Below are 24,617 nucleotides of genomic sequence, written 5' to 3'. Positions count from 1 at the left end.
TTACCTGTGGGCTGAGCCTCAGGTATCAGTCACGCCAGTGACGGTGCTTGCGGTGGCCATAGTGGCGGCCACGGTCGTAGTGGCGACGGTCGTCGTAGTCACGACGGTAGCGACGGTCGTCATGGCGATCTTCTTCATCGGCTTCTTTGCCCATGTAGTTGCCCAGTGCACCACCAGCGCCGCCGCCAGCGGCTGCACCGATGTAGCTACCGGTGGTGCCGCCCATCGAGCGACCTACCGCGTTACCGCCTGCGGCGCCCAATGCGCCACCGATGGCAGCCTCACCACGCTGGTGCTTGTTGGCACCTACGGCACTACCGGCAGCGCCGCCCAGGCCAGCACCGATGGTGCCGCCAGTGCTACCGCCGATGGACTGGCCCACGACTGAGCCCAGTACCCCACCCAATGCGCCGCCAATGCCGGCCTCGGTGGTGCCGCCTGCCATGGCAACGCCGCTGAGCAAGCTGAAAGACAACAACAGAATCGAGGAGTACTTCTTCATCGAGAAAGCCTCATAGGGATGACGAGGGCGAATTTGAGGCTAAGGCGGGCGGCTGGCAACGAAAATCCGACGAGTAACACGAGTTGTACACAATTCTCTAACTTACTGTATTTGCTATGAAACTTTGTCTATTTTCGCTTGTCTGAGCTTATTGTGACAAAGCCCTGGACCTCGCGGTTCAGGGCTTTTTTCGTTTTTGCCGGGGCACTTCTGCTTACAGGATTCGGCCGTCGTCCCGGGCGCGTTCCAGCTTGATGGCAACGAACTTGGAGGTCGGCGTATGGCTGCCGTCGCCGATGCTTTCCAGGGGAATCAGCGGGTTCACTTCCGGATAGTACGCCGCCGCTTGCCCCGCAGGGATATCGAAGGCCAGCAATGTGAAGCCATGCACACGGCGCACATGCTCGTCACCCCACAACGAGACGATGTCGACCTTTTGCCCAGGCTGGAAGCCCAGGCGGATGATGTCGGCCTCGTTGGCGAACAGTACCTCGCGCTGGCCGCGCACGCCGCGGTAGCGGTCGTCCAGGCCGTAGATGGTGGTGTTGTACTGATCGTGGGAGCGCATCGACTGCATGATCAGGTCCGGCAACTGGCCGCTGGCGCGAACGCGCTCGTCGATCAGGGTGTCGGGCAGCAGGTTGGCCTTGAAGTTGGCGCGGCCTGTGGTGGTCTTCCACTGGCGGCTGCCAGCGCTGTTGCCCAGGTAGAAACCGCCCGGGAGGGCCAGGCGCTGGTTGAAGTCGGTAAAACCGGCAATGGTGTCGCCGATCAGGTCGCGGATGCGGTCGTAATCGGCCACCAGCCAGTGCCAGTCCACCGGGTGTTTGCCCAAGGTAGCGGCCGCGATACCGGCAACTACGGCAGGCTCCGAGCGCATCTGGGTCGACAGCGGCTTGAGCTGGCCATTGGAGGCGTGGACCATGCTGAACGAGTCTTCCACGGTGACGGCCTGCGGCCCGTCGGCCTGCAGGTCGATATCGGTGCGGCCCAGGCACGGCAGGATCAGCGCTTGCTTGCCGTGGATCAGGTGGCTGCGGTTGAGCTTGGTGCTGATGTGCACGGTGAGGTCGCAGTTGCGCAGGGCCTGCGCGGTGCGTTCGGTGTCCGGGGTGGCCTGGGCGAAGTTGCCGCCAAGGCCGATGAACACTTTCGAACGGCCATCGAGCATGGCGTGGATCGCCTCCACGGTGTTGTGGCCGTTATGCCGCGGCACCGGGAAGTTGAAACGTTTTTCGATGGCATCGAGCAGCGCCACTGGCGGGCGCTCGTTGATGCCCATGGTGCGGTCGCCCTGCACGTTGCTGTGGCCACGTACCGGGCACAGGCCGGCGCCCGGCACGCCAATGTTGCCGCGCAGCATCTGCAGGTTGACGATTTCCTGGATGGTCGGCACCGAATGGCGGTGCTGGGTGATGCCCATCGCCCAGCACATGATCACCCGCTTGCCACGGCAGTACATGCGGGCAGCCAGCTCGATGTCGGCTAGCGTCAGGCCGGATTGTGCCTGGATGTGTTCCCAGGAGGTGGCGTCCACCGCTGCCAGGTATTCCTCCACGCCGTGGCCGTGCTCAGCAATGAACACGTGGTCGAAGACTGCCGGCTCGCCGTTGGCCTGGGCTTCGCGCTCCCATTGCAAGACGAACTTGGCCATGCCGCGCAGCAGCGCCATGTCGCCGCCCAGTGCCGGGCGGAAGAAGGCCGTGTTGGTCGGGCGGTCGCTGTTGGTCAACATTTCCAACGGGTTTTGCGGGTGCTGGAAGCGCTCCAGGCCACGCTCCTTGAGCGGGTTGACGCAAACCACCTGGGCGCCGCGTTTCACCGCGTCGCGCAGTGGATCGAGCATGCGAGGGTGGTTGGTACCTGGGTTCTGACCCCAGACGAAGATCGCATCAGCGTGCTCGAAGTCGTCATAGGTGACAGTACCCTTGCCGACTCCGATGCTCTGGCCCAGGGCCACACCGCTGGCTTCGTGGCACATGTTCGAGCAGTCGGGGAAGTTGTTGGTGCCATAGGCGCGCACGAACAGCTGATACAGGTAGGCCGCTTCGTTGCTGGCCCGGCCGGAGGTGTAGAACTCGGCCTGGTCGGGGGTGGCCAGCTTGTTCAGCTCACGGGCGATCAGGGCGTAGGCGGCATCCCAGGCGATCGGCTGGTAGCGGTCGCTTTGTGGGTCGTAAACCATCGGCTCGGTCAGGCGGCCCTGGTACTCAAGCCAGTAGTCACTCTGTTGCAGCAGTGCGCTGACGCTGTAGCGAGCGAAGAACGCCGCATCGACACGGCGTTTGGTGGCTTCCCAGTTGACCGCCTTGGCGCCGTTCTCGCAGAACTTGACCATGCCGCTCTCGGGCGAGTCACCCCAGGCGCAGCCGGGGCAGTCGAAGCCGCCGTTCTGGTTGGTCTTGAGCAGGGCGCGGATGTTCTTCAGCGCGTTGTCGCTGCCGACCCAGGCCTTGGCCACGCTGCGCAGCGCGCCCCAACCACCGGCGGGGCCGTGGTAGGGCTGGTAGCGAGGGGTGGAGGCTGGGGCGTTGTCCGGGAGTTGCTGGTACGAGGTCACGACTGTTACGACTCCGCCGCTGGGCTGTAGACCCGCGGTGCACTGTGTTTGGGCAGATGAATGAGGTTGAGGTTGTGCTTGCGCGCCCATTGCAGGGCCAGGCCGGTGGGCGCCGAGAGGCTGACCAGGGTCTGGATGCCGGCGCGCAGCACTTTCTGGATCAGCTCCAGGCTGCAGCGGCTGGTGACGATCGCCAGGCCGCCTTCGGTGCTGATGCCTTGGCGCAGCAGGGCGCCGATCAGCTTGTCGAGGGCGTTGTGCCGGCCGATGTCTTCGCGGCCCATCAGCAGTTCGCCCTGGGCGTTCATGAACAGCGCCGCGTGCACGGCACCGCAGTGCTGGCCCAGCGGCGTGAACGCATCGATGCGCTCGCGCAGGCCTGCCAGCCATTGCGCCGGCGGCAACGGAGCGCCCGGCAGAGCAGTCAGTTCCGGCAGCGCCTGTTCCAGGGCTTCCACCCCGCACAAGCCGCAGCCGCTGGTACCGGCCAACTGACGGCGCTGGTTCTTCAGGTTCCAGAACGCACGGCTGGAGATCTCCAGGTCGGCATACATCGCCGAGCCGCTGCCGGAAAGCTTCAGGTCATAGATCTCCGCAGTGCCTTCGACAATGCCGCTGCCGACGCTGAAACCGACCGCGAAGTCTTCCAGGTCGGTGGGGCTGACCAGCATCACCGCCTGGTTCAGGCCGTTGTAGGCAATGGCCAGGGCGACTTCTTCGGCCAGCGGCGTGCAGGCGCGTTGGCCGTCGCTGAGCTGGACGTAGTCGTAGGTGTTGCTGGCGGCGGGCAGGGCCAGAGGCATGGAGGCCGCGCAGACCGGAGGTTTGCTTTGCATCGGGAGGCTGACTACCGGCGGCTGTTTGATAGCATCAAGCCTAGGCTTGTGGGCCGGTCGCGTCTAATCGCTAGGCTCTATGCCTTGATAGACCGCGTCGATTGGTCGCAGTGGGGCGGGCGGGGCAATCATGGCCTAGACTCCTGGCTCCGAGGTTTACGTCAACAAGGAGCGCGTCATGAGCCTGTTCAGTTTCGTGAAGGAAGCCGGCGAGAAGTTGATCGACCTGCTGACTCCCGGCAATGCCAACGCCGAGGAGCAGTTGAAGAAACACGTGGAAAGTGTCGGCCTGGGCAACCCGAATATCTCGGCCACTGTAGAGGGTGACAAGGTCACCCTCAAGGGCGAGGTGGCCAGCCAGGAGGAGAAAGAGAAGATCATCCTTGCCGCGGGCAACATCGCCGGGGTGGCCAGCGTCGATGACCAGATCACCGTGACCGGGCCGGTCGTGGCGGCGGCCAGGTTCGTCACCGTGAAAAAAGGCGACACGCTGTCAGCGATTGCGGTGGTCGCGTATGGCAAGGCCGATTACAACAAGATCTTCGAGGCCAACAAGCCGATGCTCAAGCACCCGGACAAGATCTATCCGGGGCAGGTGCTGCGCATTCCTGACTGATCTCTATCTGCCGTCCCGGCCCTTTCGCGGGTTTACCCGCGAAGAGGCCCTTACAGGCCTACCAGCAAATCCCGGTAGTCCTCGACCGCCGCGAACTCCTCGGTATCGCGCGGCTGCGCCTTGCTGTCCGGCTGGCGTATTGCCAACAGATGCCCCACGCCAAACCGCCGCGCACTGCGCAGGATGGCCAAGGTGTCATCGATGAACAGGCTGCGCTGCGGATCAAAGCCGATATCCGCCTTCAAGGCATCCCAGAACTGCGGGTTCTCCTTTGGGAAACCGTAATCGTGCGAACTGATCAGCCGTTCGAAATACGGCGCCAGTTCCACCCGCTCCAGCTTCAGCGACAGTGAATCGCGGTGGGCATTGGTGATCATCACCACGCGCTTGCCGGCCTTGCGGATGGCCGCGAGGAAGGTGTCGGCATCGGGCCGCAGGGCGATCAGGTCGGCGATTTCGCGCTTGAGCTCGCGAATCGGCAGTTTCAGCTCGCGGCTCCAGAAGTCCAGGCAGTACCAGTTGAGTGTGCCGGCATTGCGCTCGAACAGTGGCTGCAGCTCCATTTCCGCCATGGCCCGGCTGACTCCATGCAGCTCGGCGTAGCGCTGGGGCAGGTGGTCGAGCCAGAAGCGGTTGTCGTAGTGCAGGTCGAGCAGGGTGCCGTCCATGTCCAGCAGGACGGTATCGATGGCAGACCAGGGAAGAACAGGCATGGGAAACTCTCGATCAGTCGGCAAGCCACGGTATAGTAACCCGTTCACGCCAAGGAGCCGCCCCATGCGCCAGAAACCCACCGTCCTCAGTCGCGAAATCGTCGCCAGCAGCCGCCTGTTCAGGGTCGAGGCCGTGCAGCTGCGCTTCAGCAATGGCAACGAGCGCACCTATGAGCGCCTGGTTGGCCGTGGCAACGGCTACGGCGCGGTGATGATCGTGGCCATGCTCGACGCCGAGCACGCGGTGCTGGTGGAGGAATACTGCGGCGGCACCGACGAATACGAGTTGTCGCTGCCCAAGGGCCTGATCGAGCCAGGTGAGGACGTGCTGGCCGCCGCCGACCGTGAGCTCAAGGAAGAAGCCGGCTTTGGCGCTCGCCAGCTGGAGCACCTGACCGAGCTGTCGCTGTCACCGGGCTACATGAGCCAGAAGATCCAGGTGGTACTGGCCAGCGACCTCTACGAGGAGCGCCTGGAGGGCGACGAGCCGGAGCCGATGCGGGTCGACAAGGTTAACCTGCGCGAGCTTTCAGCCCTGGCCATGCACCCGCAGTTCACCGAGGGGCGGGCGTTGGCGGCGCTGTACCTGGCCCGTGACCTGTTGATCCAGCGGGGGCTGCTCGAAGCATGAACGACCTGCAACTGATGCACCAAGTGGTCAAGCTCGCCCAGCAGGCCGGCGAGGCCATCCTGCCGTTCTGGCGCGCCGACGTGGCGGTGACCAACAAGGCCGACGATTCGCCGGTGACGGCTGCCGACCTGGCGGCGCATCGGGTCATTGCCGATGGCTTGCTGGCGCTGGCGCCGCAGATTCCGGTGCTCTCCGAAGAGGACTGCAATATCCCGCTGGCCGAGCGCCAGGGCTGGAGCCGCTGGTGGCTGGTTGACCCGCTCGACGGCACCAAGGAGTTCATCGCCGGCAGTGAGGAATTCACCGTCAACATCGCGCTGGTCGAGAACGGCGAGGTGGTGTTTGGCGTGGTGTCGATGCCGACCAACGGGCGCTGCTATTTCGGTGGCCGTGGCTTCGGCGCATGGCGCTCCGAAGGGGCTGCTGAGGCGCTGCCTGTTCACGTGCGCAATGCGCCGCCTGCCGGTGGCCGTTTCACCGTGGTGGCCAGCCGTCGTCATTCCAGCCCGCAACAGGAGGCGCTGCTGGCGGATCTGAGTGCTGCCGTCGGTGAGCTGGAGTTGGCGAATATCGGCAGCTCGCTGAAATTCTGCCTGCTGGCCGAAGGCAGCGCCGACTGCTACCCACGCCTGGCGCCGACTTCGCAATGGGATACGGCGGCGGCGCAGGGGGTGCTGGAAGGTGCCGGGGGCGAGGTGATTGGTCTGGATGGCCAGCCGTTCCGCTACCCGGCCCGTGAGTCGTTGCTCAATCCGTTCTTCCTGGCCCTGCCCGGTGCCGCCAGCTGGCGCCAGGCGCTGATCCAGCTCGCCTCAGCGATGTAACACATACTGCCCGCTGAAGGTGACGGCGGGCTCATCACTGCCAGCGTTGCTGACTGTGGTCGCCAGCGTCAGCCGGGCCCGGCCACGGCGCTGGTACATCGTCAGGAACCGCTCCCAGGCCTTTTCGTCCGGTGCTGCGCAACGCGCCACCGCCGCGCCGGTCACCGGCAGCGGATAGCTGATCTGGCCTTCCTGGATGACGATATGCCCGTCATCGATGCCCAGATCGCGCAGGCGCAGGTGCAGCCAGCCCCAGCCCACCAGTACCGCGGCACAGTACAGGCTGCCGCCGAACATCGTGCTCTTGTGGTTGACGTTGGCCGCCAGCGGCAGTTGCAGGCGCAGGGTCTGGGCTTGCCAATCGATGACTTCCAGGCCCATTTCACGGGTCAGCGGAATGTCGCCGTGCAGCACGGACTGCAGGTATTGGCTATCGGAACTCATGGGCGGTTTTCCTCGTGGTCGTCGCTGCCGCTGGCACCGCCTTCAAAATGCAGGCCGTGCTTGCGCAGCTTGTCGTGCAGGGTCTTGCGCGGGATGCCGAGGGCTTCGGCGAGGCTGCGCATGGAACTGTGGGGCTGGGCCAGTTCGGCGGCGATCAGCGAGCGTTCGAACCGCTCGACCTGCTCGCTGAGGTTGCCCAGCAGGATTGGCGCCGCAGTCGGTGCAGCAGCGGGTGCCTGCTCATCGAGGGCCAGCTCCAGGCCCAGGGCAAAACGTTCGGCAGCATTCTGCAGTTCGCGCACGTTGCCCGGCCAGTCATGGCGCAGCAGCATGGCCCGCTGGGCCGGTTGCAGGCTGTGGGGTGGCAGGCCATGGCGCTGGCTGGCGGCATCGGCGAAGTGCTGGAACAACACCAGGATGTCGTCCCCGCGTTCGCGTAAAGGGGGGATGCGCAGCGGTGCCACGTTCAGGCGATAGTAGAGGTCGGCGCGAAAGCGCCCCTGGTCGGCAGAGGTGCGCAGGTCTTCCTTGGTGGCCGCGATGATGCGGATATCCAGCGGGATGAGCTGGTTGCCGCCGAGGCGCTCGACCACCCGCTCCTGCAGCAGGCGCAGCAGCTTCACCTGCACGTCCAGGCTCATGCTCTCGATCTCGTCGAGGAACAGCGTGCCGCCATTGGCGAACTCGAACTTGCCGATGCGGCGCTTCTGCGCACCGGTGAAGGCGCCCGGCTCGTGGCCGAACAGCTCGCTTTCGACCACCGACTCGGCCAGTGCACCGGCATTGATTGCTACGAACGGGCCCGCGCGACGGCTGGACAGGTCGTGCAGGGCGCGGGCGACCACCTCTTTGCCGGCGCCGGTTTCGCCGAGGATCAGCACATCGGCGCGGGTACCCGCCAGGGCGCCGATCTGTTCACGCAGGCGATGCATCGACGGTGAGTGGCCGACCAGGCGGGTGGCCAGTTGCTGACGGTCGCTCAGGGCCAGGCGCAGGCTGCGGTTGTCCAGCACCAGGCGGCGCAAGGCCAGGGCGCGGCGCACGCTGTCGAGCAGGGCGTCGCTGGCGAAGGGCTTTTCCAGGAAGTCGTAGGCGCCCGCGCGCATCGCCTGCACCGCCAGTGGCACATCGCCGTGGCCGGTGATCAGCAGCACCGGTAGCTCGCTGTCGCGGCCGTGCAACTGCTCCAGCAGTTGCAGGCCGTCGATGCCTGGCATGCGGATATCGCTGACCACCACGCCCGGCCAATCAGGCTCGATGCGCTCGGCCAGGCCTTGGGCATCTGCCAGGGCGGCGACCTTGAGCCCGGCCAGGTCGAGGGTCTGGCTCAGGGCCTGGCGCAGGTGTGGGTCGTCATCGACCAGGATCACCTGGGCCTGGCTGTCGATGTAAGGCTCGGTCGTCATGCCGAGGGGTCCTCCGAAGTGGGCAAAGTAGCGCCGGGTGCGGCCACGCGCAGTTGCAGGGTGAGCAGGGCGCCACCTTCAGGGTGGTTGGCCAGCAACAGTTCACCGCCCAGGGCGCGCATCAGGCTTTCGCAGATGGCCAGGCCCAGGCCCAGGCCCTGGGTGCGGGTCTTGGTGGTGAAGAACGGCTCCTTGGCGTGCTCCAGGGCCTGGCGGCTGAAGCCCGGGCCGTTGTCGCGAATGTACAGGTAGACGTAGCCATCGCGTTGTTCGGCACTCAGCCACAGGCGCCGCGGGTTGGCCTTTTCCGTCAGGGCGTCGAGGGCGTTGGCCAGCAGGTTGCCAAGCACCTGGCGCAAGCGGGTTTCGCCGGCCTGCACCCACAGGGTGGCTTCGGGCAGGTCGCGGATCAGCTCCACGGCCATTGCCCGGCGGCGCTTGGCCAACAGGGCCAGCGCATCATCCAGCGCTGGCTGCAGGGCTACGCTTTCCGGGGCGTGGCGGTCGCGACGGGCAAAGGCGCGCAGGTGGGCGATGATCGAAGCCATGCGCCCGGTCAGTTCGCCAATCAGCTTGAGGTTGCCGCGGGCGTCCTCGGTGCGCTGGTGGTCGAGCAGGATTTCGGCGTTCTCGGCGTAGCTGCGGATCGCCGCCAAGGGCTGGTTGAGTTCGTGGCTGATGCTCGCCGACATGGTGCCTAGCACCGACAGCTTGCCGGCCTGGACCAGTTCGTCCTGGGCGCGCACCAGCTCCTGCTGGGCGTTCTCGCGCTCCAGCACGGCGCTCTTGAGCCGGGCATTGAGGCCTTCGAGGGCGGCGGTACGCTCGGCCACGCGTGACTCCAGCTCCTGGCGGCCACGGGCCTCGAAGTCGATGCGGTCGATGTAGTGGCGGCGCCGCTGCATCACCAGGCCGGCGAACAGCATCAGCACCAGCAGTGCGCCAGCGCCGATGGCCATTACGGTCTGCACCGAGCGATCGACCAGCGAGCGTGGGGCAAGGATGCTCACCTGCCAGCCGGTTTCCTTGATATCGCGGGTCTGGGTGAGCCAGGCGTCCTGGTTGAGCGTCAGCGGCTGCGGGGCCTGGGTCGGGTAGGGCTGGATAGCGATGATCGCCTGGCGCTCGGCGTCGGTCAGCTCACGGGTGGCACGAAAACGCCATTCGGGGCGCGAGGTGAGGATCACCACGCCGTTGTGGTCGGTCAGCAGCAATTGCTCGGGGGTACGGCCCCAGAGGGTTTCGGTGTGGTCCAGGTCGACCTTGACCACCAGCACACCGACGATGCGTTCGCGGTCGCGCACGGCGGCAGCGAAGAAGTAGCCGCGTTTGGCCGAGGTGGTGCCTTGGCCGAAGAAGCGACCCAGGTGGCCGGCCATGGCTTCGATGAAGTACGGGCGGAACGAGAAGTTACGGCCGACGAAGCTGTCCTGCTTGTCCCAATTGGAGGCGGCCAGGGTATTGCCGCTGACGTCCATCAGGTACATCACCTCGGCGCCGGTCTGTTGGACGATGTCCTTGAGCAGGCGGTTGGCATTGGTGACCGCTTCGAGTCGGAACGGGTCGGCCAGCACGCCGCGCAGTGCCGGCAGGTCGCCGAGGATCTGCGGCAGGGTTTCATAGCGGTGCAGGGTGCCGAGCAGGTTGGCGACGTACAGGTCGAGGGTCTGGCGGTTCTGCGAGGCCAGTTCGTCCTGATAGTAGCGCTCGGCCAGATGGTGCAGTGGCCACAGCAGTGGTGCCAGGCACAGGGCCAGCAGGGCCAGGCTGCGCCAGCGGGGACGGCGAGGGGGCGTGGGTTTTGCAATCATCGCGTACATGCGCCAGAAGGGTCTGGCGCAATTATGCGCTACTTGAGGCAGTCGATCAGTGCCTGGTGCCAGTGCGGCAGGTGTACGTCCCACTCACGGGCCAGGCGCGAGCAGTCCAGGCGTGAGTTGGCCGGGCGGCGCGCTGGGGTCGGGTACTCGCTGGAGGGGATCGGCAGCAGCTCGGCGCAGGGCAGGCCGCGCGCCTTGAGCTGCTCGCCGATGGCCTGGGCGAAGCCGAACCAGGAAGTTTCGCCTTGGGCGGTGAGGTGATAGGTGCCCCAGGCGCCGCGCCGCCCGGCTTGCCAGCGCTCGATCAGTTCCCGGGTGGCGACGGCGATGGTCGTGGCCCAGGTGGGGGCGCCGACCTGGTCGCTGACCACGCGCAGCTGCGGTTTTTCCTGCAGCAGGCGTTGCATGGTCAGCAGGAAGTTGCGCCCGTACAGCGAGTAGACCCAGCTGGTGCGCAAAATCAGGTGTTCGCCATCCACTGCGGTGATGGCTTGCTCCCCGGCCAGTTTACTGCGGCCGTAGACCCCCAGCGGGTTGGGGTGGTCGAGCTCGGTGTAGGGCAAGGCCTTTTCGCCATCGAAGACATAGTCGGTGGAGTAGTGGATCAGCGGCGCACCCAGGCGCACCGCCTCTTCGGCCAGAACCCGTGGGCTTTCTGCATTGATCGCGAAGGCCAGGTCGGCTTCGCTTTCGGCCTGGTCCACCGCGGTATGGGCGGCGGCGTTGATGATCAGCTGCGGGGCAAGGCGTCGCAGTGGTTCGCGCAGCGCCTCGGGCCGTGCCATGTTCAGTTGATCGCGGCCAAGCAGATGCACTTCGCCAAGCCCGTTCAATTGCGCCTGCAGCGCCTGAGCGACCTGGCCATGGTGGCCACAGACGAGGATTTTCATGGGAACAGGTCCGCGTCTTTCAACCGCACGGCCGCCTGGTCCTTGGCCGACAGGGTCGGGTTCTCCACCCCCCAGTCGATGGCCAGGTCAGGGTCGTCCCAACGGATCGATCGCTCGGCGGCAGGGTTGTAATAATCGGTGGTCTTGTACAGGAAGTCGGCTGTTTCGCTCAGCACCAGGAAGCCATGGGCGAACCCCGGTGGAATCCAGAACTGCAGGTGGTCGGTGGCGGTCAGGCGCCGGGCTACCCAGCGGCCGAAGTACGGCGAACTGCGGCGGATGTCCACGGCCACGTCCAGCACTTCGCCCTGCACCACGCGCACCAGTTTGCCCTGAGGGTTGTCGATCTGGTAATGCAGGCCGCGCAGCACGCCGCGCTGGGAGCGCGAATGGTTGTCCTGGACAAAATGGCCGTCAAACCCGGTCTGCTTCTTGAATTCGCGGGCATTGAAGCTTTCGAAGAAAAAGCCACGGCTGTCGCCGAAGACCTTTGGTTCGATGATGACTACGTCGGGTATCTCGGTCGCTATGATGTTCATGGAAATTCTTCGGTCAGTGTGCTGAAGGTCCGACCTTGAAAGGTCCGCTCTAAGTCCGCCGCCTTGGCAAACTGAGCCTAGATCGGCTGGCGGTGAGCCAGCACGAGCCCACCTGTCGATTTCATCTTTGCACCGGGTTATCGGCCACAAGCTCGGCTTTTCAAGCAGAAAGATGAAACAGGTTTCATCTTGAGGCTTTTTGGCATGCTGGTGCAGCCTGCGCCAAACAATTATATCGAACGTCGATACCCGATTGATCTTGGCTGACCACTTGTCGATTGATATCGGTCAAAAGTAGAAATTTATCAATCATTAATCGTATTTTAGGCTTCTAAAGTCGATATGTATCGGTTATAAATTAGCCAAATGCCGCCGGCATCCTGCACCGTCGGAAATGTCACATTCACTTGCTATCCATCGACCATCGGCCTAGTGCCTTTGCAGAGGTTACCCATGAAAACCCTCAACTCCACCCCCCGCGCCGACGGTTTCCACATGCCCGCCGAATGGGCGCCGCAAAGCCAGGTCTGGATGGTCTGGCCAGAGCGCTCGGACAACTGGCGCCTGGGCGGCAAACCAGCCCAGGCGGCCCATGTCACCCTGGCCAAGGCAATTGCCCGCTTCGAGCCGGTAACGGTAGCCGTTTCCGCCGGTCAGTACGAAAACGCCCGTCGTCAGCTCGACCTGCCGAACATTCGTGTGGTGGAAATCAGCAACGATGACGCCTGGGTGCGTGACACCGGCCCGACCTTCGTGATCAACGACCACGGTGAAGTGCGCGGTGTGGACTGGGGCTTCAACGCCTGGGGCGGCTTCGACGGTGGCCTGTATGCGCCGTGGAACCGCGATGAGGAACTGGCGGCCAAGGTGCTGGAAATGGAGCGCTGCCAGCGCTACCACACCGAAGGCTTCGTGCTGGAAGGCGGTTCGATCCATGTCGATGGTGAAGGCACCCTGATCACCACCGAAGAGTGCCTGCTCAACCGCAACCGCAACCCACACCTGAACCGCGAGCAGATCGAAGAGACCCTGCGCGAGCACTTGGCGGTGCAAACCATCGTCTGGTTGCCCGATGGCCTGTACAACGACGAAACCGACGGCCACGTCGACAACTTCTGCTGTTACGTAAGCCCGGGCGAAGTGTTACTGGCCTGGACGGATGATTCCAACGACCCCAACTACGCCCGTTGCCACGCCGCCTACGAGGTGCTGAAAAACACCCGTGATGCCAAAGGCCGCGAGTTTGTGGTGCACAAGATGCCGATCCCTGGTCCGCTGTTTGCCACAGAAGAAGAATGCGCCGGTGTCGATCAGGTGGCCGGCAGCCAGGAGCGCGACCCGTCGGTGCGCCTGGCCGGTTCGTACGTGAACTTCCTGATCGTCAACGGCGGCATCATTGCACCGAGCTTCAATGACCCGGCAGATGCGCAGGCCAGAGCGATTCTTGCCAAGGTCTTCCCGGGCCACGAAGTGGTGATGATCCCGGGCCGTGAGCTGCTGCTTGGCGGTGGCAACATCCATTGCCTGACCCAGCAGCAGCCGGCACCGTTCAAGCGCTGATAGCTGCCACACGAAAAAGCCCGTCAGATGACGGGTTTTTTTTGCTCCGACGATATCCGGAAGGCTGCATGGCATACGTTTTGTATTGTTTTTCAGGGAGTTACCCAGGCAGGCCGGGCACACCGTCCTGTAACAATCAAGACGTAAATTAGCCGCTCACGGGCCCAGGGAGTACGTGTGGACATGAACGCAGCAAGTGAGACGGCTTTGCGCCCATCGGCAGTCAATCACCACTCGCTCAGGGTTGTGGCGCAGTGGTTGAAACACCATGGAGGCAAACGGGTCAGGACGACCGACCCACGACGTCTGCTTGACGGCCGCTATCCTCAAGGGCTGATCAGCGACGCTGAGCTGGATGCGCTGCTGGGGGTCTGGCACTGACCAGGGCAGGAGCCCGCCCCATCAAGAACGCCACCGCTATTGCGGTGGCGTTTTCGTTTGTGACCTGGCAAGCCGTTGCAAGGGTTCGCCGGGATTTGTCTGTTAGGTCAAGAGGGCCAATCCTACAAAAGAGAAATTGCCTTTCGTATTGGCAAACATGCATGGAAATGCACCAAGTCATTCCTCGAATTTGGTCATATCAACCTGCAATTCACGACTTTTTGACATTTGTAATCGCACACGGATAGGATTCGGCCAACGCTTGCTGGCCACCCATGGCCATGCTGCTGCGAAAAGCCCGCCATCCCATGATCGGCGGGCCTTTCAGTTCGGATCCGCATAGCGTCGAACCTACGAAGGGGCGTTGGTTCCTGGCGTAATAGTGCAAAGCGTTTTTGATTTGGAAATAAGGAAAACAACATGTTGAAAACCAGGATCAGCCTGGTCGCCCTGGCGATGATCGCCGCGACCCAGGCACAGGCCAACGATCAGGCCGACAGCAAGGGCTTCCTCGAGGACAGCCACGCCAACGTTCTGCTGCGCAACGCCTACATCAACCGTGACAAGAAGCACGGCAAGAACGACCAGAGCGAATGGGGCCAGGCGTTCATCGGCAAATTCTCCTCCGGCTTCACCCAAGGCACCGTAGGTGTGGGCGTTGATGCCTTCGGCCTGTATGCACTGCGCCTGGATGGTGGCAAAGGCCGTAATGGCGGGGCCGGCATCGACTTCTTCAAGCCCAGCGACACCGCGCCGACCAATTCGCCGCACAACCTGGCCCGCGGTGGCGCTGCCATCAAGTTTCGCGTCTCCAACACCGTGCTCAAGTACGGTGACATGATGCCTGAGCTGCCGGTTCTGCAGTACGACGACAGCCGCCTGCTGCCCGAGAGCTACACCGGTACCTTCATCACCTCCAAGGAGATCGAAGGCCTGGAGCTGAACGCCGGTCACTTCACCGAGCAAGCGCGCAAGAGCGCCGAAGGTCGTGACAGCGGCCACCTGAAGTCGATCGACGTATTCGGTGGCAGCTACAAGTTCACCGACAACTTCACCGCTTCCGCCTACACGTCGAACATCGAAGACGTGATGAAGAAGCACTACCTGGGCATGAACTACGTCTTCCCGATCGCGGCAGACCAGTCCCTGACCCTGGACTTCAACGGCTACAAGTCGGACATCAACAGCAAGTACGTCCAGAAAGCCGAACTGACCGGTGACGAAAACACCATCTGGAGCCTGGCGGCCACCTACGCCTTCGGCCCGCACTCGGTGACCCTGGCGCACCAGCGCAGCACCGGCAGCACCGGCTACAACTACGGCTGGTACCAGGACCGCGGTGGCGTGGGTGACGGTGGTTCGACCATCTACCTGGCCAACTCCTACTGGTCCGACTTCAACGCCGAAGACGAGCGCTCCTGGCAGCTCGCCTACGGCCTGGACTTCGGCGCCTTCGGCATGCCGGGCCTGACCTACAAGATCGCCTACGTGGCGGGTGACAACATCAACACCCACGGCTTCGGCGAAGGTAAAGAGCGCGAAATCTTCAACCAGCTGCGCTACGTCGTTCAGGACGGCCCGGCCAAGGACCTGTCGGTCAAGCTGCGTGGTTCCTGGCTGCGTACCAACAACGCGGTACAGCAGAACGGCTACAACGACGACGGCAACGAAGTCCGCGTATTCGTCGAGTACCCGATCAGCATCTTCTGATCCTGACCGAGCGTCCCGAACAGCCCCGGCTTATGCCGGGGCTGCTTCTTTGCGGTGCACGCTGGCCGATACCGGTGCGCCCGCTACCTCGCCTGTCTCCGGCGCAAAGCTGTCACTGCGCGCCATCCGCCACATCCGCGCATAGAACTCGCTTTCGATCGAGCCGCTGAGCAATTCGCCAGGCTTGAGGAATTGGTGCAGGTCGGAAAACAGGCTGATCTGGCTGGTGCTGATACGCCGCGCCAGGTGCTTGGGCTTGAGCTCCGACGGGTGCTCCAGCCCTGCGGCAGCGAGCATTTCGGCCAGGGCATGCAGCGTGTTGCGATGGAAGCTGGCCACCCGCTCGGCCTTGTCGGGTACGACCAGTGCACGCTGGCGCAGGGCGTCCTGCGTGGCGACGCCGGTCGGGCATTTGTTGGTGTGGCAGCTCTGCGACTGGATGCAGCCGATGGCGAACATGAAGCCACGGGCCGAGTTGACCCAGTCGGCGCCGATGGCCAGCACGCTGGCGATATCGAAGGCGCTGACGATCTTGCCCGCGGCGCCGATGCGGATGCTCGAGCGCAGGTTCAGGCCGACCAGGGTGTTGTGCACGAACATCAGGCCTTCGCGCATCGGCACGCCCATGTTGTCGCTGAACTCCCGAGGCGCCGCGCCGGTGCCGCCTTCCTTGCCGTCGACGACGATGAAGTCTGGGGTGATGCCGGTGACCAGCATGGCCTTGGCGATGCCCATGAACTCCCACGGGTGGCCCAGGCAGAACTTGAAGCCCACCGGCTTGCCGCCCGACAGCTCGCGCAGGCTGGCGACGAAGTGCAGCAGCTCCACCGGGGTGCGGAACGCACTGTGCGCGGCCGGCGAGATGCAGTCTTCGCCCACGTGCACACCGCGGGTGGCAGCAATTTCCGGGCTGACCTTGTGTGCCGGCAGAATCCCGCCATGGCCGGGCTTGGCGCCCTGGCTGAGCTTGATTTCGATCATCTTCACCTGCGGGCTGCGTGCCTGCTCGGCGAAGCGTTGCGCGTCGAAACCGCCGTCTTCGGTGCGGCAACCGAAGTAGCCGCTGCCGATTTCCCAGATCAGGTCGCCGCCATGCTCGCGGTGGTAAGGGCTGATGCTGCCCTCGCCGGTGTCATGGGCAAAGCGGCCAAGGCGTGCGCCCTGGTTGAGTGCGGCAATCGCGTTGGCACTGAGCGCGCCAAAACTCATGGCCGAGATGTTGAAGATCGACGCGGAGTAGGGCTGGCGGCATTGCGGCCCGCCGATGGCAATGCGCAATGATGCCGGGTCGGGTGTGGCGACCGGCAGCATCGAGTGGCTGATGAATTCGAAGCCAGGCTTGTAGGCATCGTTGAGCGTGCCGAAGGCTTTCTCGGCGCTCTCGTTCTTGGCCCGGGCATATACCAGCGAACGCTGCGAGCGGGAGAACGGCAGCTTGTCGTCGTCACCTTCGATCAGGTACTGGCGGATTTCGGGGCGGATGGTCTCGATCAGGTAGCGGATATTGCCCAGGATCGGGTAGTTGCGCCGCACCGCGTGGTGGCTCTGGCGCAGGTCGTTGAGGCCGACCAGGCTGAGCAGGGCGGTAACCACCGTCAGCGGCCAGAGCCAACTGTGCTGGGCAAGGAACGGGATACTGGCGAAGGTGAACAGCAGGCACAGGGCCAGGCAGGCATAACGGCTGGGGAGCGAGTCTTTCATGGGTCCATCGCAGGCTGGATGACGCGGCCTAGGATAGGCAAACCGCAGGTTTGGAAAACCTGGGGTTTTGGTAAAAGACTATTACCTGAACGCGGGGCTGGATCACCGAGGCAGCAGTACACTGACGCGCAAACCGCCGCCTTCACGATTGCGCAGCAGCAGTTCGCCGCCATGGCTGCTGGCGATGCGCTGGGCGATGCTCAGCCCCAGCCCATAGCCCCCGGACGCCTGGTTGCGCGAACCTTCGCCACGCACGAACGGATCGCTGATGGTGGCCAGCAGGCCCGGCGCGATGCCGGGGCCGCGGTCGTCGATATGGATGTACACGCCGGTGATGGCGGTTTCCAGGGTCACCGAAACCTCCCTGGCATAACGCAGGGCATTGACCACCAGGTTCTGCAGGCAGCGTTGCAGCAACAGGGCATCGACCCGCAGGCTGCCGCCCTTGCCGTGCACAGGCAAGGGCTCGGCACTGCTGGCAAGGTCGACGCACAGCCGCGCCACCAGCCGGTCGAGGTCGACCAGCTGGAGGTTCTGCTGTTCGCCAGCACGCAGGTAGTCGAGCACCTGGCCGATCATGTTGTCCATCTGGGTGATGTTCTGCCGCAGGCGTTCGCGCTGCTCGTCGTCTGGCAGCCGCTCCAGGCGCAGGCGCATGCGCGTCAGCGGGGTGCGCAGGTCGTGGGACACGGCAGCCAGGAAGTAGGCCTTGTCGTTGACCATGGCGATCAGGCGCTGTTGCATGGCGTTGAAGGCCAGCGCGGCCTGGCGCACTTCCTCGGGGCCGTCCAGGGCCAGTGCCGGCTGCTCGAGGTTGCTGCCCAGCCCGCGCGCCGCGTCGGCCAGGCGCCGCAACGGGCGCAGGCACAGGCGCACCGCGATCAGGCAGACCAGCAGCACGGCGACGATGCGCAGCGCATAGACGCGCAGCAGGTAGTCACTGATCAGCACCCACGCCGACTCGCCGCTCCAGCCTTGCAGTTCCTGGCCGTCGATGCTCAGCCAATGGCCGTCGGGCAACGGCACGGCGAACTGGATATGTGCCTGGGCCGTGCGCAGGCCGAACAGGCTGCGCCAGACGATCGGCTGGCCCTGTTCATCGGTCAGTTGCACCCTCAGCAGGCGCACCTCCTGGGCATGGCCCAGTTCGTACTTGAGCGCCTGCTGCAGCAGCAGTTCGACGCGCCGGTGCCCGCGCCGCTGATCCTGCTGTTGCGTGGGTTCGCTTTCGGCGCAGCGCAGCTGATAGTGCACCGGCACCTGCAACTGTTCCGTGTGGCAGTCGGCCCGCGCAATCAGCGGCGCGCTGCGCGCGGCCATGAGCCGGATCGGTGCCTCGAGCACCTGGGCGAAACGCACATCGAACCAGATGCTGCTCGACATCAACTGGATCACCAGCGTGCCGCTGACCATGATCAGCAGCAGCTGGCCAAACAGCGTGCGCGGCCACAGGCGGCGGAGCCAACGCATTTCAGCCGCCTGCCTCGGCACGGGCGATGCTCAGCAGATAGCCTTCGTTGCGGATGGTCAGGATCTGGATGTCGCTGGCCGGCGCACGGCGCAGTTGCTGGCGCAGTCGGCTGATGCACATGTCCACCGAGCGGTCATCGGGGTGGTGGTCGCGGCCAAACGCGCTGCGTGTCAGCTGATCGCGCGAGACCACACGGTTGTTGGCTTCCAGCAGTTCACGCAGCACCCGGTAATCGGAGCGGGGCAGGGTGAGGGTTGTGCCGTCGGGGCGGGTCAGCAGGCGCTTGACGTGATCGAGGCTGAACCCGGCGAAACGCTCGGCTGGGGCAGCGGCTGCCTCGGCCGGGGTATCCAGGCGTTGCGGGCGGCGCAGCACCGCCTTGATGCGGGCGATCAGTTCGCGCGGTTCGAATGGCTTGGCCAGGTAGTCGTCGGCGCCCACTTCCAGGCCGATGATGCGGTCCAGCGTACTGCCCTTGGCCGACAGCATGATCACCGCCAGGCCCGGCGTCGCTTGCAACTGGCGGCACAGGCTCAAGCCGTCCTCGCCAGGCAGCATCACGTCGAGCACCACCAGGTCGACCTTGCTCGTAGCCAGTTGCTCGCGCATGCCTTCACCGTCTGCTGCCGCCAGTACGGTGTAGCCGGCATCGGTAAGGTAATCACAAAGAAGTTCGCGGATCTCGTCGTCATCGTCGACAACCAGCAAGGTCGTGCTCATCGGGAAAACACCTGTTCGGGGAGGGCCGGCAGCGCTCGTTACGTTCTATTACATCCCCGTACAAGCCGGGTATGGAGCCCAAAGGGCGGATCCCTAGAATCGTAACAAAAAATCATCTGCAAATACGAAGCCTTCCCAAATGAATCCCACGATCGCCATGAACGACTTCACTGCTGTTGTCCGGGGTAGTAGCCGCCAGCACCCGCTTGCCTTCTTCGTTGCCGTCGCCATCAGTGGCAGCGCCTTGGCTGCCGAAAGCCAGCCCCTGGAGCTGGAAGCCACACAGATCGAGGACAGTGCGCTGGTGTCCGCAGATGACACCGGCCAGCTCGGCTACACGGTAGAAAGCACCCGCAGCTCCACCGGCCTGAAGCTTACGCCACGGCAGACGCCGCAGTCGGTCACCACCATCACCCGGCAGCAGATGGACGACCGCGATGTGCGCTCCATCGAACAGGCGCTGGACACCACGCCAGGCGTGAGTGCCACCAAGTCCGAAGTGGGTGGGCGCACCGATTTCCGTGCCCGTGGCTACTCGATCAGCAACTGGAAGGTTGACGGCCTGCAATTTCAGGGCGGTTCCGACTTCAGCGGTGGCGGCAACGCGCTGAACATGGACCTGTACGAGCGCATCGACATCGTCCGCGGCGCCAACGGCCTGCTCGGCGGCACTGGCGACCCGTCGGCCACCGTCAACCTGATCCGCAAGGCACCGACCCGGACCTTTGGCGGCAGCGCCTACGCTACCTACGGCAGCTGGGACAAACGCCGCCTGGGCGCCGACCTCAACCTGCCGCTGTCCGAAGACGGCCGCCTGCGTTCGCGCTTGGTGATGACCCAGGGCGATTCCAACTCGTTCCGCGACAACCAGTCCGAACGCTCGCGTGCGGCCCTGGCCAACTTCGCGTTCGACATCGACGATGCCACCACGATTGGCGCCGGTTACCAGTACGAATACAACAAGGTGGTCGGCGGTGGCTGGGGCGCCAATATCCCCATCTGGTACAAGGACGGCAGCAAGACCGACCTGCCGCGCAGCACCAACGTGGTGCCGAGCTGGAGCTTTGGCGAGTACACCACCCGCACCGCCTTCGGCTCGTTGGAGCACCGCTTCGACAACGACTGGACCCTGGACCTGAAGGCCGCCCAGAGCACTGCCGAAGTGCTCAACCACCGTGGCCTGGCCAAGGTCAACTCGGCTGGCCGTGGCAGCTACGGCGGTTACTGGGACCAGGATGGCAGCGGCGCCGTGCTCAACGGCCTGCACAGCTCCAGCGACACCACCCAACAGTCGGCGCAGATCGACCTGTCCGGCCCGTTCCAGCTGTTTGGCCGTACCCACCAGGCGATGGTCGGCTACAACGACAGCCGCACCGTGGCCTGGTCGCCGCAGTACACCTGCACCATGGTCGGCAATGACCGCATCAGTGCGCCTTCGGTAGGCTGCCAGTTCCGCGCCAACAACGGTTTCCCGGTCACGGACTGGCACGACGGGGTGGACAACGACTACGACATGATCGCCTCGCGCACTGGCTTGCACACCAAGACCACCACGCGCCTGCAGGGCATGTACGCCGCAACCCGCCTGAGCATCACCGACCCGTTGTCGGTGATCGTCGGCGTGCGCACCACTGATTATTCGGCAACCACCAACAGTGTCGCCGGCGTGCGCAGCAACCAGCAGAACAACGGCATCGTCACCCCGTACCTGGGCGCGGTGTACGACCTCAACGACACCTACTCGCTGTACGCCAGCTACACCGACATCTTCAACCCACAGACGGCCGAGACCGAAAGCGGTACCAAGGTCGAGCCGATTCGGGGCCAGAGCTACGAGACCGGCATCAAGGGCGAGTGGCTGGATGGGCGCCTGAACGCCTCGGCGGCGTATTTCCGCACCAAGCAGCAGAACAAGGCGGTGCTCGACGACGGCCTGACCACGCCGACCGGTGGTGATGCCTACAAGGCCGGCACGGGCCAGGAAACTGACGGTATCGACCTGGAAATTGCAGGTGCGCTGACGCCTAACTGGAACGTCTATGCCGGCTACACCTACCTGCACTTGCGCCGCGTCGACAGCGACGGGCGCAGTGACCCGTCGCACCTGTTCAAGGCCTCGACCACCTATCGGCTGTCTGGCCCGCTGGACCGCCTGACCCTGGGTGCGGGAGTAAAGGCGCAGACCAACATCCGCGCGATTTCCAGCCCGGCTGGGCAGCCGGTGAATGGCGTGAGCGCGGGCTCAACTGATGTGAACTGGTCCGGTTATGCGATCTGGAATGCCATGGCCAAGTACCAGCTCACGGATGACACCACGGTGAGCCTCAATGTCGACAACCTGTTCGACAAGCACTACTACACCCAGTACGGGTTCTATGCCGGGGCGATTTACGGTGACCCGCGCAACATGTCGCTGAGCGTCAGCACTGCGTTCTGAGCAATGGGGGCCGCAAAGCGGCCCCTTTGCCAGGGCAGGGGATACCCAGCAGGCTATGAACAAGCAACGGGGGCTATAGCACAGCCTCTTCATCTGGCATGTCATCGGTAACCATTACTCGCACATGCGCGCCGCATGAGTCTTCCATGCGTAAGCCGAAGTAACGGGAGTCGTTGGCATCCCAGAATGCCTCGACCTGCGCCATGGAGGCATTGGCAAGCAGCACTTCAGCGTTGTGCTCCAGGATGATCGAGTAACGGATTTCGGCATTCATTACAGAGGCGCTCGCAATGGCGGATTGAATAAGCGGATAGGGGGTAGGTCGCGATGCCATTATGCCCACCTGCGGATTTTCGATCTTCGCCGCTCGTCGCACGGCGCCTCCCGAGGCTCGTGCATACACGATGGGAGCCGCGCTTGCTGCTACTCGGAGAAATATCGCATATTCAGATATCTGGTTGACAGATATCTGGATATGCAATATTTTCTTATCTGGTTGGGACGCCGGAACAAGAAAAATGCGAGTGATTACCAAAGCGGCGGTGACAAAAGCCATCGAATCCCATGCTCAATGGAAGGCCCCTTTGAGCTTGTGGCTAAACACGTTTGACAGGGCCGGCCTGCGCTTCGAGTCTTTTGAGCAGCTCCGGCAGACGTGGTTAACCGCATCGGGGTGGAACGTTGATCGGGTCCCTCACTCGAAGTTGAAGCCCGCAAGCCAGAAGGGGCCACTGGATATCTATATATTTGATATCAAGAAAACCGAGTGCAGGATTGTTGCTTGGATCAACGGTGCCTCAGGCATCCTCTATATCAAGGCCATTCTGTCGCACGCTGAATACGACAAGTGGTGCAAGCGCGATGTGAAGTAGGTTGATGCTTGGTTGTCTATAATTGACGAATTTAAAGGTGACACAATGAAGCGTGATAAAGTCGAAGCCGCTGGGCTGGATGCCTTCATCGCTAATATTTCACCCTTGCTTGCTGGCCTCAACGAGCAGGCCACGACGCTGGCTCAGTTGCTGGCTGCTTGTCACGATCCGGTAAAGGATGATGCTGATCTACAGGTGCGGATGAAGTTGATCGATGAACTTTACTCCCATGCTGACAGCGAAGAGCATGCTGCCGCTCGCTTTGCGGTAATGGTCACGGACCGCGTGTATGAGTACGAGCGTGAAACGGTACTGGTTCCTTTCGCTACTCAATCAGAGGCATTGCAATTTCTGATGTCGGACCGCGATGTGAAACAGAAAGATTTGGCCGCGATTGTGAGCCAGAGTGCGGTATCGGAGATATTGAATAACAAGCGGAAAATGACAGTTGCCCAGATCAAGGGTTTTGCTGAATTTTTTAATGTGCCGGTCGAGTTCTTCATGCACGGTGTGGTTTAAGCGCTCGGCAAGTTAAAAAGCGTACCGTTTGTTGAACCTCTTGATATCGGTCTACGCCTGTGACGCTTGTGAGATGACGATCTGCGGTGGGGGGCCGGCATCGTTCGAGGGCAGGGTCAGGCTGGTGCGAAAGCCGAGCCTGTCGAGCATGTCCATCATGGCGTCGAGCGTGAACTTCTCGATCTTGCCATTGGCCAGCTCGGAGATGCGCGATTGGGTCACGTTCAGCCGGACCGCAGCATCATGCTGCTTGAGGCCCATTTTCTTGATGCAGTCCGTGATGAAGATGGACAAGTCCATCTTCAAGGCCATTTTGCTGGCTGTGTCGGCATCATGGGTGACATGGAAGGGGCTTTCGTGGAATTGAAGTGCCATGGGCTGGCCTCATTAGGAATATCTAAAATTTACGATAAAATCGTAGCGGCCCATGGGTTGTAAGTCAAAGCGTTTCTCTGGGCGACACACTTGCCTTTGAGCTGCGCTGGCGATCTGGGAATTCGATTTCTGTGTCGGTCAAGATTGCTGGGGCTGCTATGCAGCCGATCGCCGGCAAGCCGGCTCCCACATCGTTCGCAGCGAGCCCAGGCTATCCGCTTTACCATTCGGCACCGACCGGCCAGCACGCTGAAAACAAAAAAGGCCCACCTTTCGGTGAGCCTTTTTTGATACTGCGTATGGTGCCGGCACCAGGAATCGAACCCGGGACCTACTGATTACAAGTCAGTTGCTCTACCATCTGAGCTATACCGGCAATGGGGCGTCATTATAACGATCGGTTGGCGCCTGTAAACCACTTCCTTGCGAAAGCGTGAAAATAGGCTAAGTCACCGGCCCAAAAGGATATTTTCTTACCAGCCGCGATGGATGGTGTTGACGCTCGGCTCGTTCTTTCCAGGGTTGAAGAACAGCTTGTCGTTGTCGCAGCCACGCTTGCGGCAGGGGCTGTCGACGCGCAGGGGCAGGCCGTTGTCGCCGCCCAGCTGCATGCCGGGGGTGTTCCAGTCCAGGTTGCTCGCAGGGTGTGGGGCAGGGCTGTTGGCGCAGGCGCCCAGGGTCAGGGTGAAAGCCAGCAGGGCAAGGGATTTGGCTTGGGTCACGATGGTTTAGTCCGTTAGTCCATTGTCGATTCTGGCGCAACGCCAGACGGTCGCAGGGCTGGCGGGCAGCGTGCGACGTAGCTTTTTAATGATTTGGGGGGCGGATGATACACCGTCGGGCCTCTTCGAGGGTGAACCCGTTTCTACAGGGACCGTGGTGATTTTGTGAGGGAATTCTGAACTTGAGATCCAATGCTTCAGGATTGGGGGGGTTGGGAATTATCCTACGCGGCTAGTCGACCCTTCTCTGTTGGCGGGGAAGTGGCCCAGGGATAACGTTCCTGGGTTGCCAATTCCTGGTGACCGGGTGTGAGAAACCCGACAAGGAGCTATTTCGGCTAGTCAGTTATGGCGGTCGTACGCGGGCA

The 24,617-nt window shown here is 63.1% G+C and carries 24 protein-coding genes and 1 tRNA gene; 9 read left to right on the top strand and 16 right to left on the bottom strand.

Features of this window, described 5'->3' with window-relative positions; all coding sequences use genetic code 11:
• Positions 1-25: 25 nt before the first annotated feature.
• The 3 genes from ABE528_RS23190 to fdhD all read right to left on the bottom strand — a co-directional run bounded on the left by ABE528_RS23190 (position 26) and on the right by fdhD (position 3,898).
• Positions 26-502, bottom strand: a complete 477-nt coding sequence (locus ABE528_RS23190; protein ID WP_152956843.1) for a glycine zipper domain-containing protein — start codon at positions 500-502, stop codon at positions 26-28.
• Positions 503-716: 214 nt separating this feature from the next.
• Positions 717-3,062 (bottom strand): FdhF/YdeP family oxidoreductase, encoded by a 2,346-nt coding sequence (locus ABE528_RS23185; protein WP_346654161.1) that lies wholly within the window; start codon positions 3,060-3,062, stop codon positions 717-719.
• A 5-nt stretch (positions 3,063-3,067) separates the two neighbouring features.
• On the bottom strand, positions 3,068-3,898 hold the full coding sequence (fdhD, locus tag ABE528_RS23180; RefSeq protein ID WP_152956844.1) for a formate dehydrogenase accessory sulfurtransferase FdhD: 831 nt from the start codon (positions 3,896-3,898) through the stop codon (positions 3,068-3,070).
• 178 nt (positions 3,899-4,076) lie between these two features.
• Here fdhD and lysM point away from each other — a divergent pair, with 178 nt between their 5' ends.
• Entirely contained in the window at positions 4,077-4,514 is a 438-nt protein-coding gene (gene lysM / locus ABE528_RS23175; RefSeq protein ID WP_152956845.1) for a peptidoglycan-binding protein LysM, read from the top strand.
• Between the two features lie 50 nt (positions 4,515-4,564).
• Here lysM and yrfG read toward each other — a convergent pair whose 3' ends face one another.
• On the bottom strand, positions 4,565-5,227 hold the full coding sequence (gene yrfG, locus ABE528_RS23170) for a GMP/IMP nucleotidase (RefSeq protein WP_346654160.1): 663 nt from the start codon (positions 5,225-5,227) through the stop codon (positions 4,565-4,567).
• Between the two features lie 64 nt (positions 5,228-5,291).
• Between yrfG and nudE the strand changes: the two genes are divergently transcribed.
• Together nudE and cysQ are read left to right on the top strand one after the other, a co-directional pair.
• Positions 5,292-5,858 (top strand): ADP compounds hydrolase NudE, encoded by a 567-nt coding sequence (gene nudE, locus ABE528_RS23165; RefSeq protein WP_015268611.1) that lies wholly within the window; start codon positions 5,292-5,294, stop codon positions 5,856-5,858.
• On the top strand, positions 5,855-6,682 hold the full coding sequence (cysQ, locus tag ABE528_RS23160) for a 3'(2'),5'-bisphosphate nucleotidase CysQ (protein WP_346654159.1): 828 nt from the start codon (positions 5,855-5,857) through the stop codon (positions 6,680-6,682). The genes nudE and cysQ overlap by 4 nt, the downstream gene beginning before the upstream one ends.
• Here the strand turns inward: cysQ and ABE528_RS23155 are convergent.
• The 5 genes from ABE528_RS23155 to rfbC are packed head-to-tail and all read right to left on the bottom strand — an operon-like array spanning position 6,671 to position 11,781.
• The gene (locus tag ABE528_RS23155; RefSeq protein WP_346654158.1) at positions 6,671-7,126 is read right to left on the bottom strand and encodes a YiiD C-terminal domain-containing protein; all 456 of its coding nucleotides are present in this window, start codon (positions 7,124-7,126) and stop codon (positions 6,671-6,673) included. The two genes, cysQ and ABE528_RS23155, sit on opposite strands and share 12 nt — an antisense overlap.
• Complete coding sequence (locus ABE528_RS23150) at positions 7,123-8,532, bottom strand: sigma-54 dependent transcriptional regulator (RefSeq protein WP_152956850.1); 1,410 nt, start codon at positions 8,530-8,532, stop codon at positions 7,123-7,125. The genes ABE528_RS23155 and ABE528_RS23150 overlap by 4 nt, the downstream gene beginning before the upstream one ends.
• A complete protein-coding gene (locus tag ABE528_RS23145; RefSeq protein ID WP_346654157.1) occupies positions 8,529-10,343 on the bottom strand; it encodes an ATP-binding protein in 1,815 nt (604 codons plus the stop codon). The genes ABE528_RS23150 and ABE528_RS23145 overlap by 4 nt, the downstream gene beginning before the upstream one ends.
• A 38-nt stretch (positions 10,344-10,381) precedes the next feature.
• The gene (gene rfbD, locus ABE528_RS23140; RefSeq protein ID WP_152956852.1) at positions 10,382-11,242 is read right to left on the bottom strand and encodes a dTDP-4-dehydrorhamnose reductase; all 861 of its coding nucleotides are present in this window, start codon (positions 11,240-11,242) and stop codon (positions 10,382-10,384) included.
• Entirely contained in the window at positions 11,239-11,781 is a 543-nt protein-coding gene (gene rfbC / locus ABE528_RS23135) for a dTDP-4-dehydrorhamnose 3,5-epimerase (protein ID WP_152956853.1), read from the bottom strand. The genes rfbD and rfbC overlap by 4 nt, the downstream gene beginning before the upstream one ends.
• Positions 11,782-12,234: 453 nt before the next feature.
• On the opposite strand from rfbC, the gene aguA reads away from it, so the two are divergent.
• The 3 genes from aguA (at position 12,235) to ABE528_RS23120 (ending at position 15,432) form a co-directional block, all read left to right on the top strand.
• Positions 12,235-13,341: an agmatine deiminase gene (gene aguA, locus ABE528_RS23130; protein WP_346654156.1), complete on the top strand. Its 1,107-nt coding sequence runs from the start codon at positions 12,235-12,237 to the stop codon at positions 13,339-13,341.
• A gap of 183 nt (positions 13,342-13,524) precedes the next feature.
• A complete protein-coding gene (locus ABE528_RS23125; protein WP_152956855.1) occupies positions 13,525-13,722 on the top strand; it encodes a hypothetical protein in 198 nt (65 codons plus the stop codon).
• Between the two features lie 420 nt (positions 13,723-14,142).
• Positions 14,143-15,432, top strand: coding sequence for an OprD family porin (locus tag ABE528_RS23120; RefSeq protein ID WP_152956856.1), 1,290 nt, complete (start codon positions 14,143-14,145; stop codon positions 15,430-15,432).
• A gap of 30 nt (positions 15,433-15,462) precedes the next feature.
• Here ABE528_RS23120 and ABE528_RS23115 read toward each other — a convergent pair whose 3' ends face one another.
• From ABE528_RS23115 to ABE528_RS23105, 3 genes are all read right to left on the bottom strand, one after another.
• Positions 15,463-17,133, bottom strand: coding sequence for an FMN-binding glutamate synthase family protein (locus ABE528_RS23115; RefSeq protein WP_346654155.1), 1,671 nt, complete (start codon positions 17,131-17,133; stop codon positions 15,463-15,465).
• Positions 17,134-17,235: 102 nt separating this feature from the next.
• The gene (locus ABE528_RS23110; protein WP_346654154.1) at positions 17,236-18,603 is read right to left on the bottom strand and encodes an ATP-binding protein; all 1,368 of its coding nucleotides are present in this window, start codon (positions 18,601-18,603) and stop codon (positions 17,236-17,238) included.
• Between the two features lies 1 nt (position 18,604).
• Positions 18,605-19,324, bottom strand: coding sequence for a response regulator transcription factor (locus ABE528_RS23105; RefSeq protein WP_346654153.1), 720 nt, complete (start codon positions 19,322-19,324; stop codon positions 18,605-18,607).
• Positions 19,325-19,481: 157 nt separating this feature from the next.
• On the opposite strand from ABE528_RS23105, the gene ABE528_RS23100 reads away from it, so the two are divergent.
• Positions 19,482-21,761 carry a TonB-dependent siderophore receptor gene (locus ABE528_RS23100; protein ID WP_346654175.1) on the top strand — a complete coding sequence of 760 codons (2,280 nt, stop codon included), beginning with the start codon at positions 19,482-19,484 and terminating at the stop codon, positions 21,759-21,761.
• 73 nt (positions 21,762-21,834) lie between these two features.
• Here ABE528_RS23100 and ABE528_RS23095 read toward each other — a convergent pair whose 3' ends face one another.
• Positions 21,835-22,035, bottom strand: a complete 201-nt coding sequence (locus ABE528_RS23095) for a hypothetical protein (RefSeq protein ID WP_346654174.1) — start codon at positions 22,033-22,035, stop codon at positions 21,835-21,837.
• Between the two features lie 61 nt (positions 22,036-22,096).
• Here ABE528_RS23095 and ABE528_RS23090 point away from each other — a divergent pair, with 61 nt between their 5' ends.
• Together ABE528_RS23090 and ABE528_RS23085 are read left to right on the top strand one after the other, a co-directional pair.
• The gene (locus ABE528_RS23090) at positions 22,097-22,633 is read left to right on the top strand and encodes a type II toxin-antitoxin system HigB family toxin (protein WP_346654152.1); all 537 of its coding nucleotides are present in this window, start codon (positions 22,097-22,099) and stop codon (positions 22,631-22,633) included.
• 45 nt (positions 22,634-22,678) lie between these two features.
• Positions 22,679-23,152 carry a transcriptional regulator gene (locus ABE528_RS23085; RefSeq protein ID WP_346654151.1) on the top strand — a complete coding sequence of 158 codons (474 nt, stop codon included), beginning with the start codon at positions 22,679-22,681 and terminating at the stop codon, positions 23,150-23,152.
• Positions 23,153-23,203: 51 nt separating this feature from the next.
• Here the strand turns inward: ABE528_RS23085 and ABE528_RS23080 are convergent, their stop codons facing one another.
• The 3 genes from ABE528_RS23080 to ABE528_RS23070 all read right to left on the bottom strand — a co-directional run bounded on the left by ABE528_RS23080 (position 23,204) and on the right by ABE528_RS23070 (position 24,249).
• A complete protein-coding gene (locus tag ABE528_RS23080; RefSeq protein WP_346654150.1) occupies positions 23,204-23,527 on the bottom strand; it encodes a helix-turn-helix transcriptional regulator in 324 nt (107 codons plus the stop codon).
• A gap of 300 nt (positions 23,528-23,827) precedes the next feature.
• Positions 23,828-23,903: transfer RNA gene (locus tag ABE528_RS23075), tRNA-Thr, on the bottom strand.
• A 97-nt stretch (positions 23,904-24,000) separates the two neighbouring features.
• Complete coding sequence (locus ABE528_RS23070) at positions 24,001-24,249, bottom strand: hypothetical protein (RefSeq protein WP_346654149.1); 249 nt, start codon at positions 24,247-24,249, stop codon at positions 24,001-24,003.
• Positions 24,250-24,617: the final 368 nt, after the last annotated feature.

Source organism: Pseudomonas sp. TWI628 (genome assembly GCF_039673865.1).
Classification (GTDB): Bacteria; Pseudomonadota; Gammaproteobacteria; order Pseudomonadales; family Pseudomonadaceae; genus Aquipseudomonas.
Note: the sequence above shows the minus strand (reverse complement) of the source record. Positions and strands in the feature narration are given on the sequence as shown.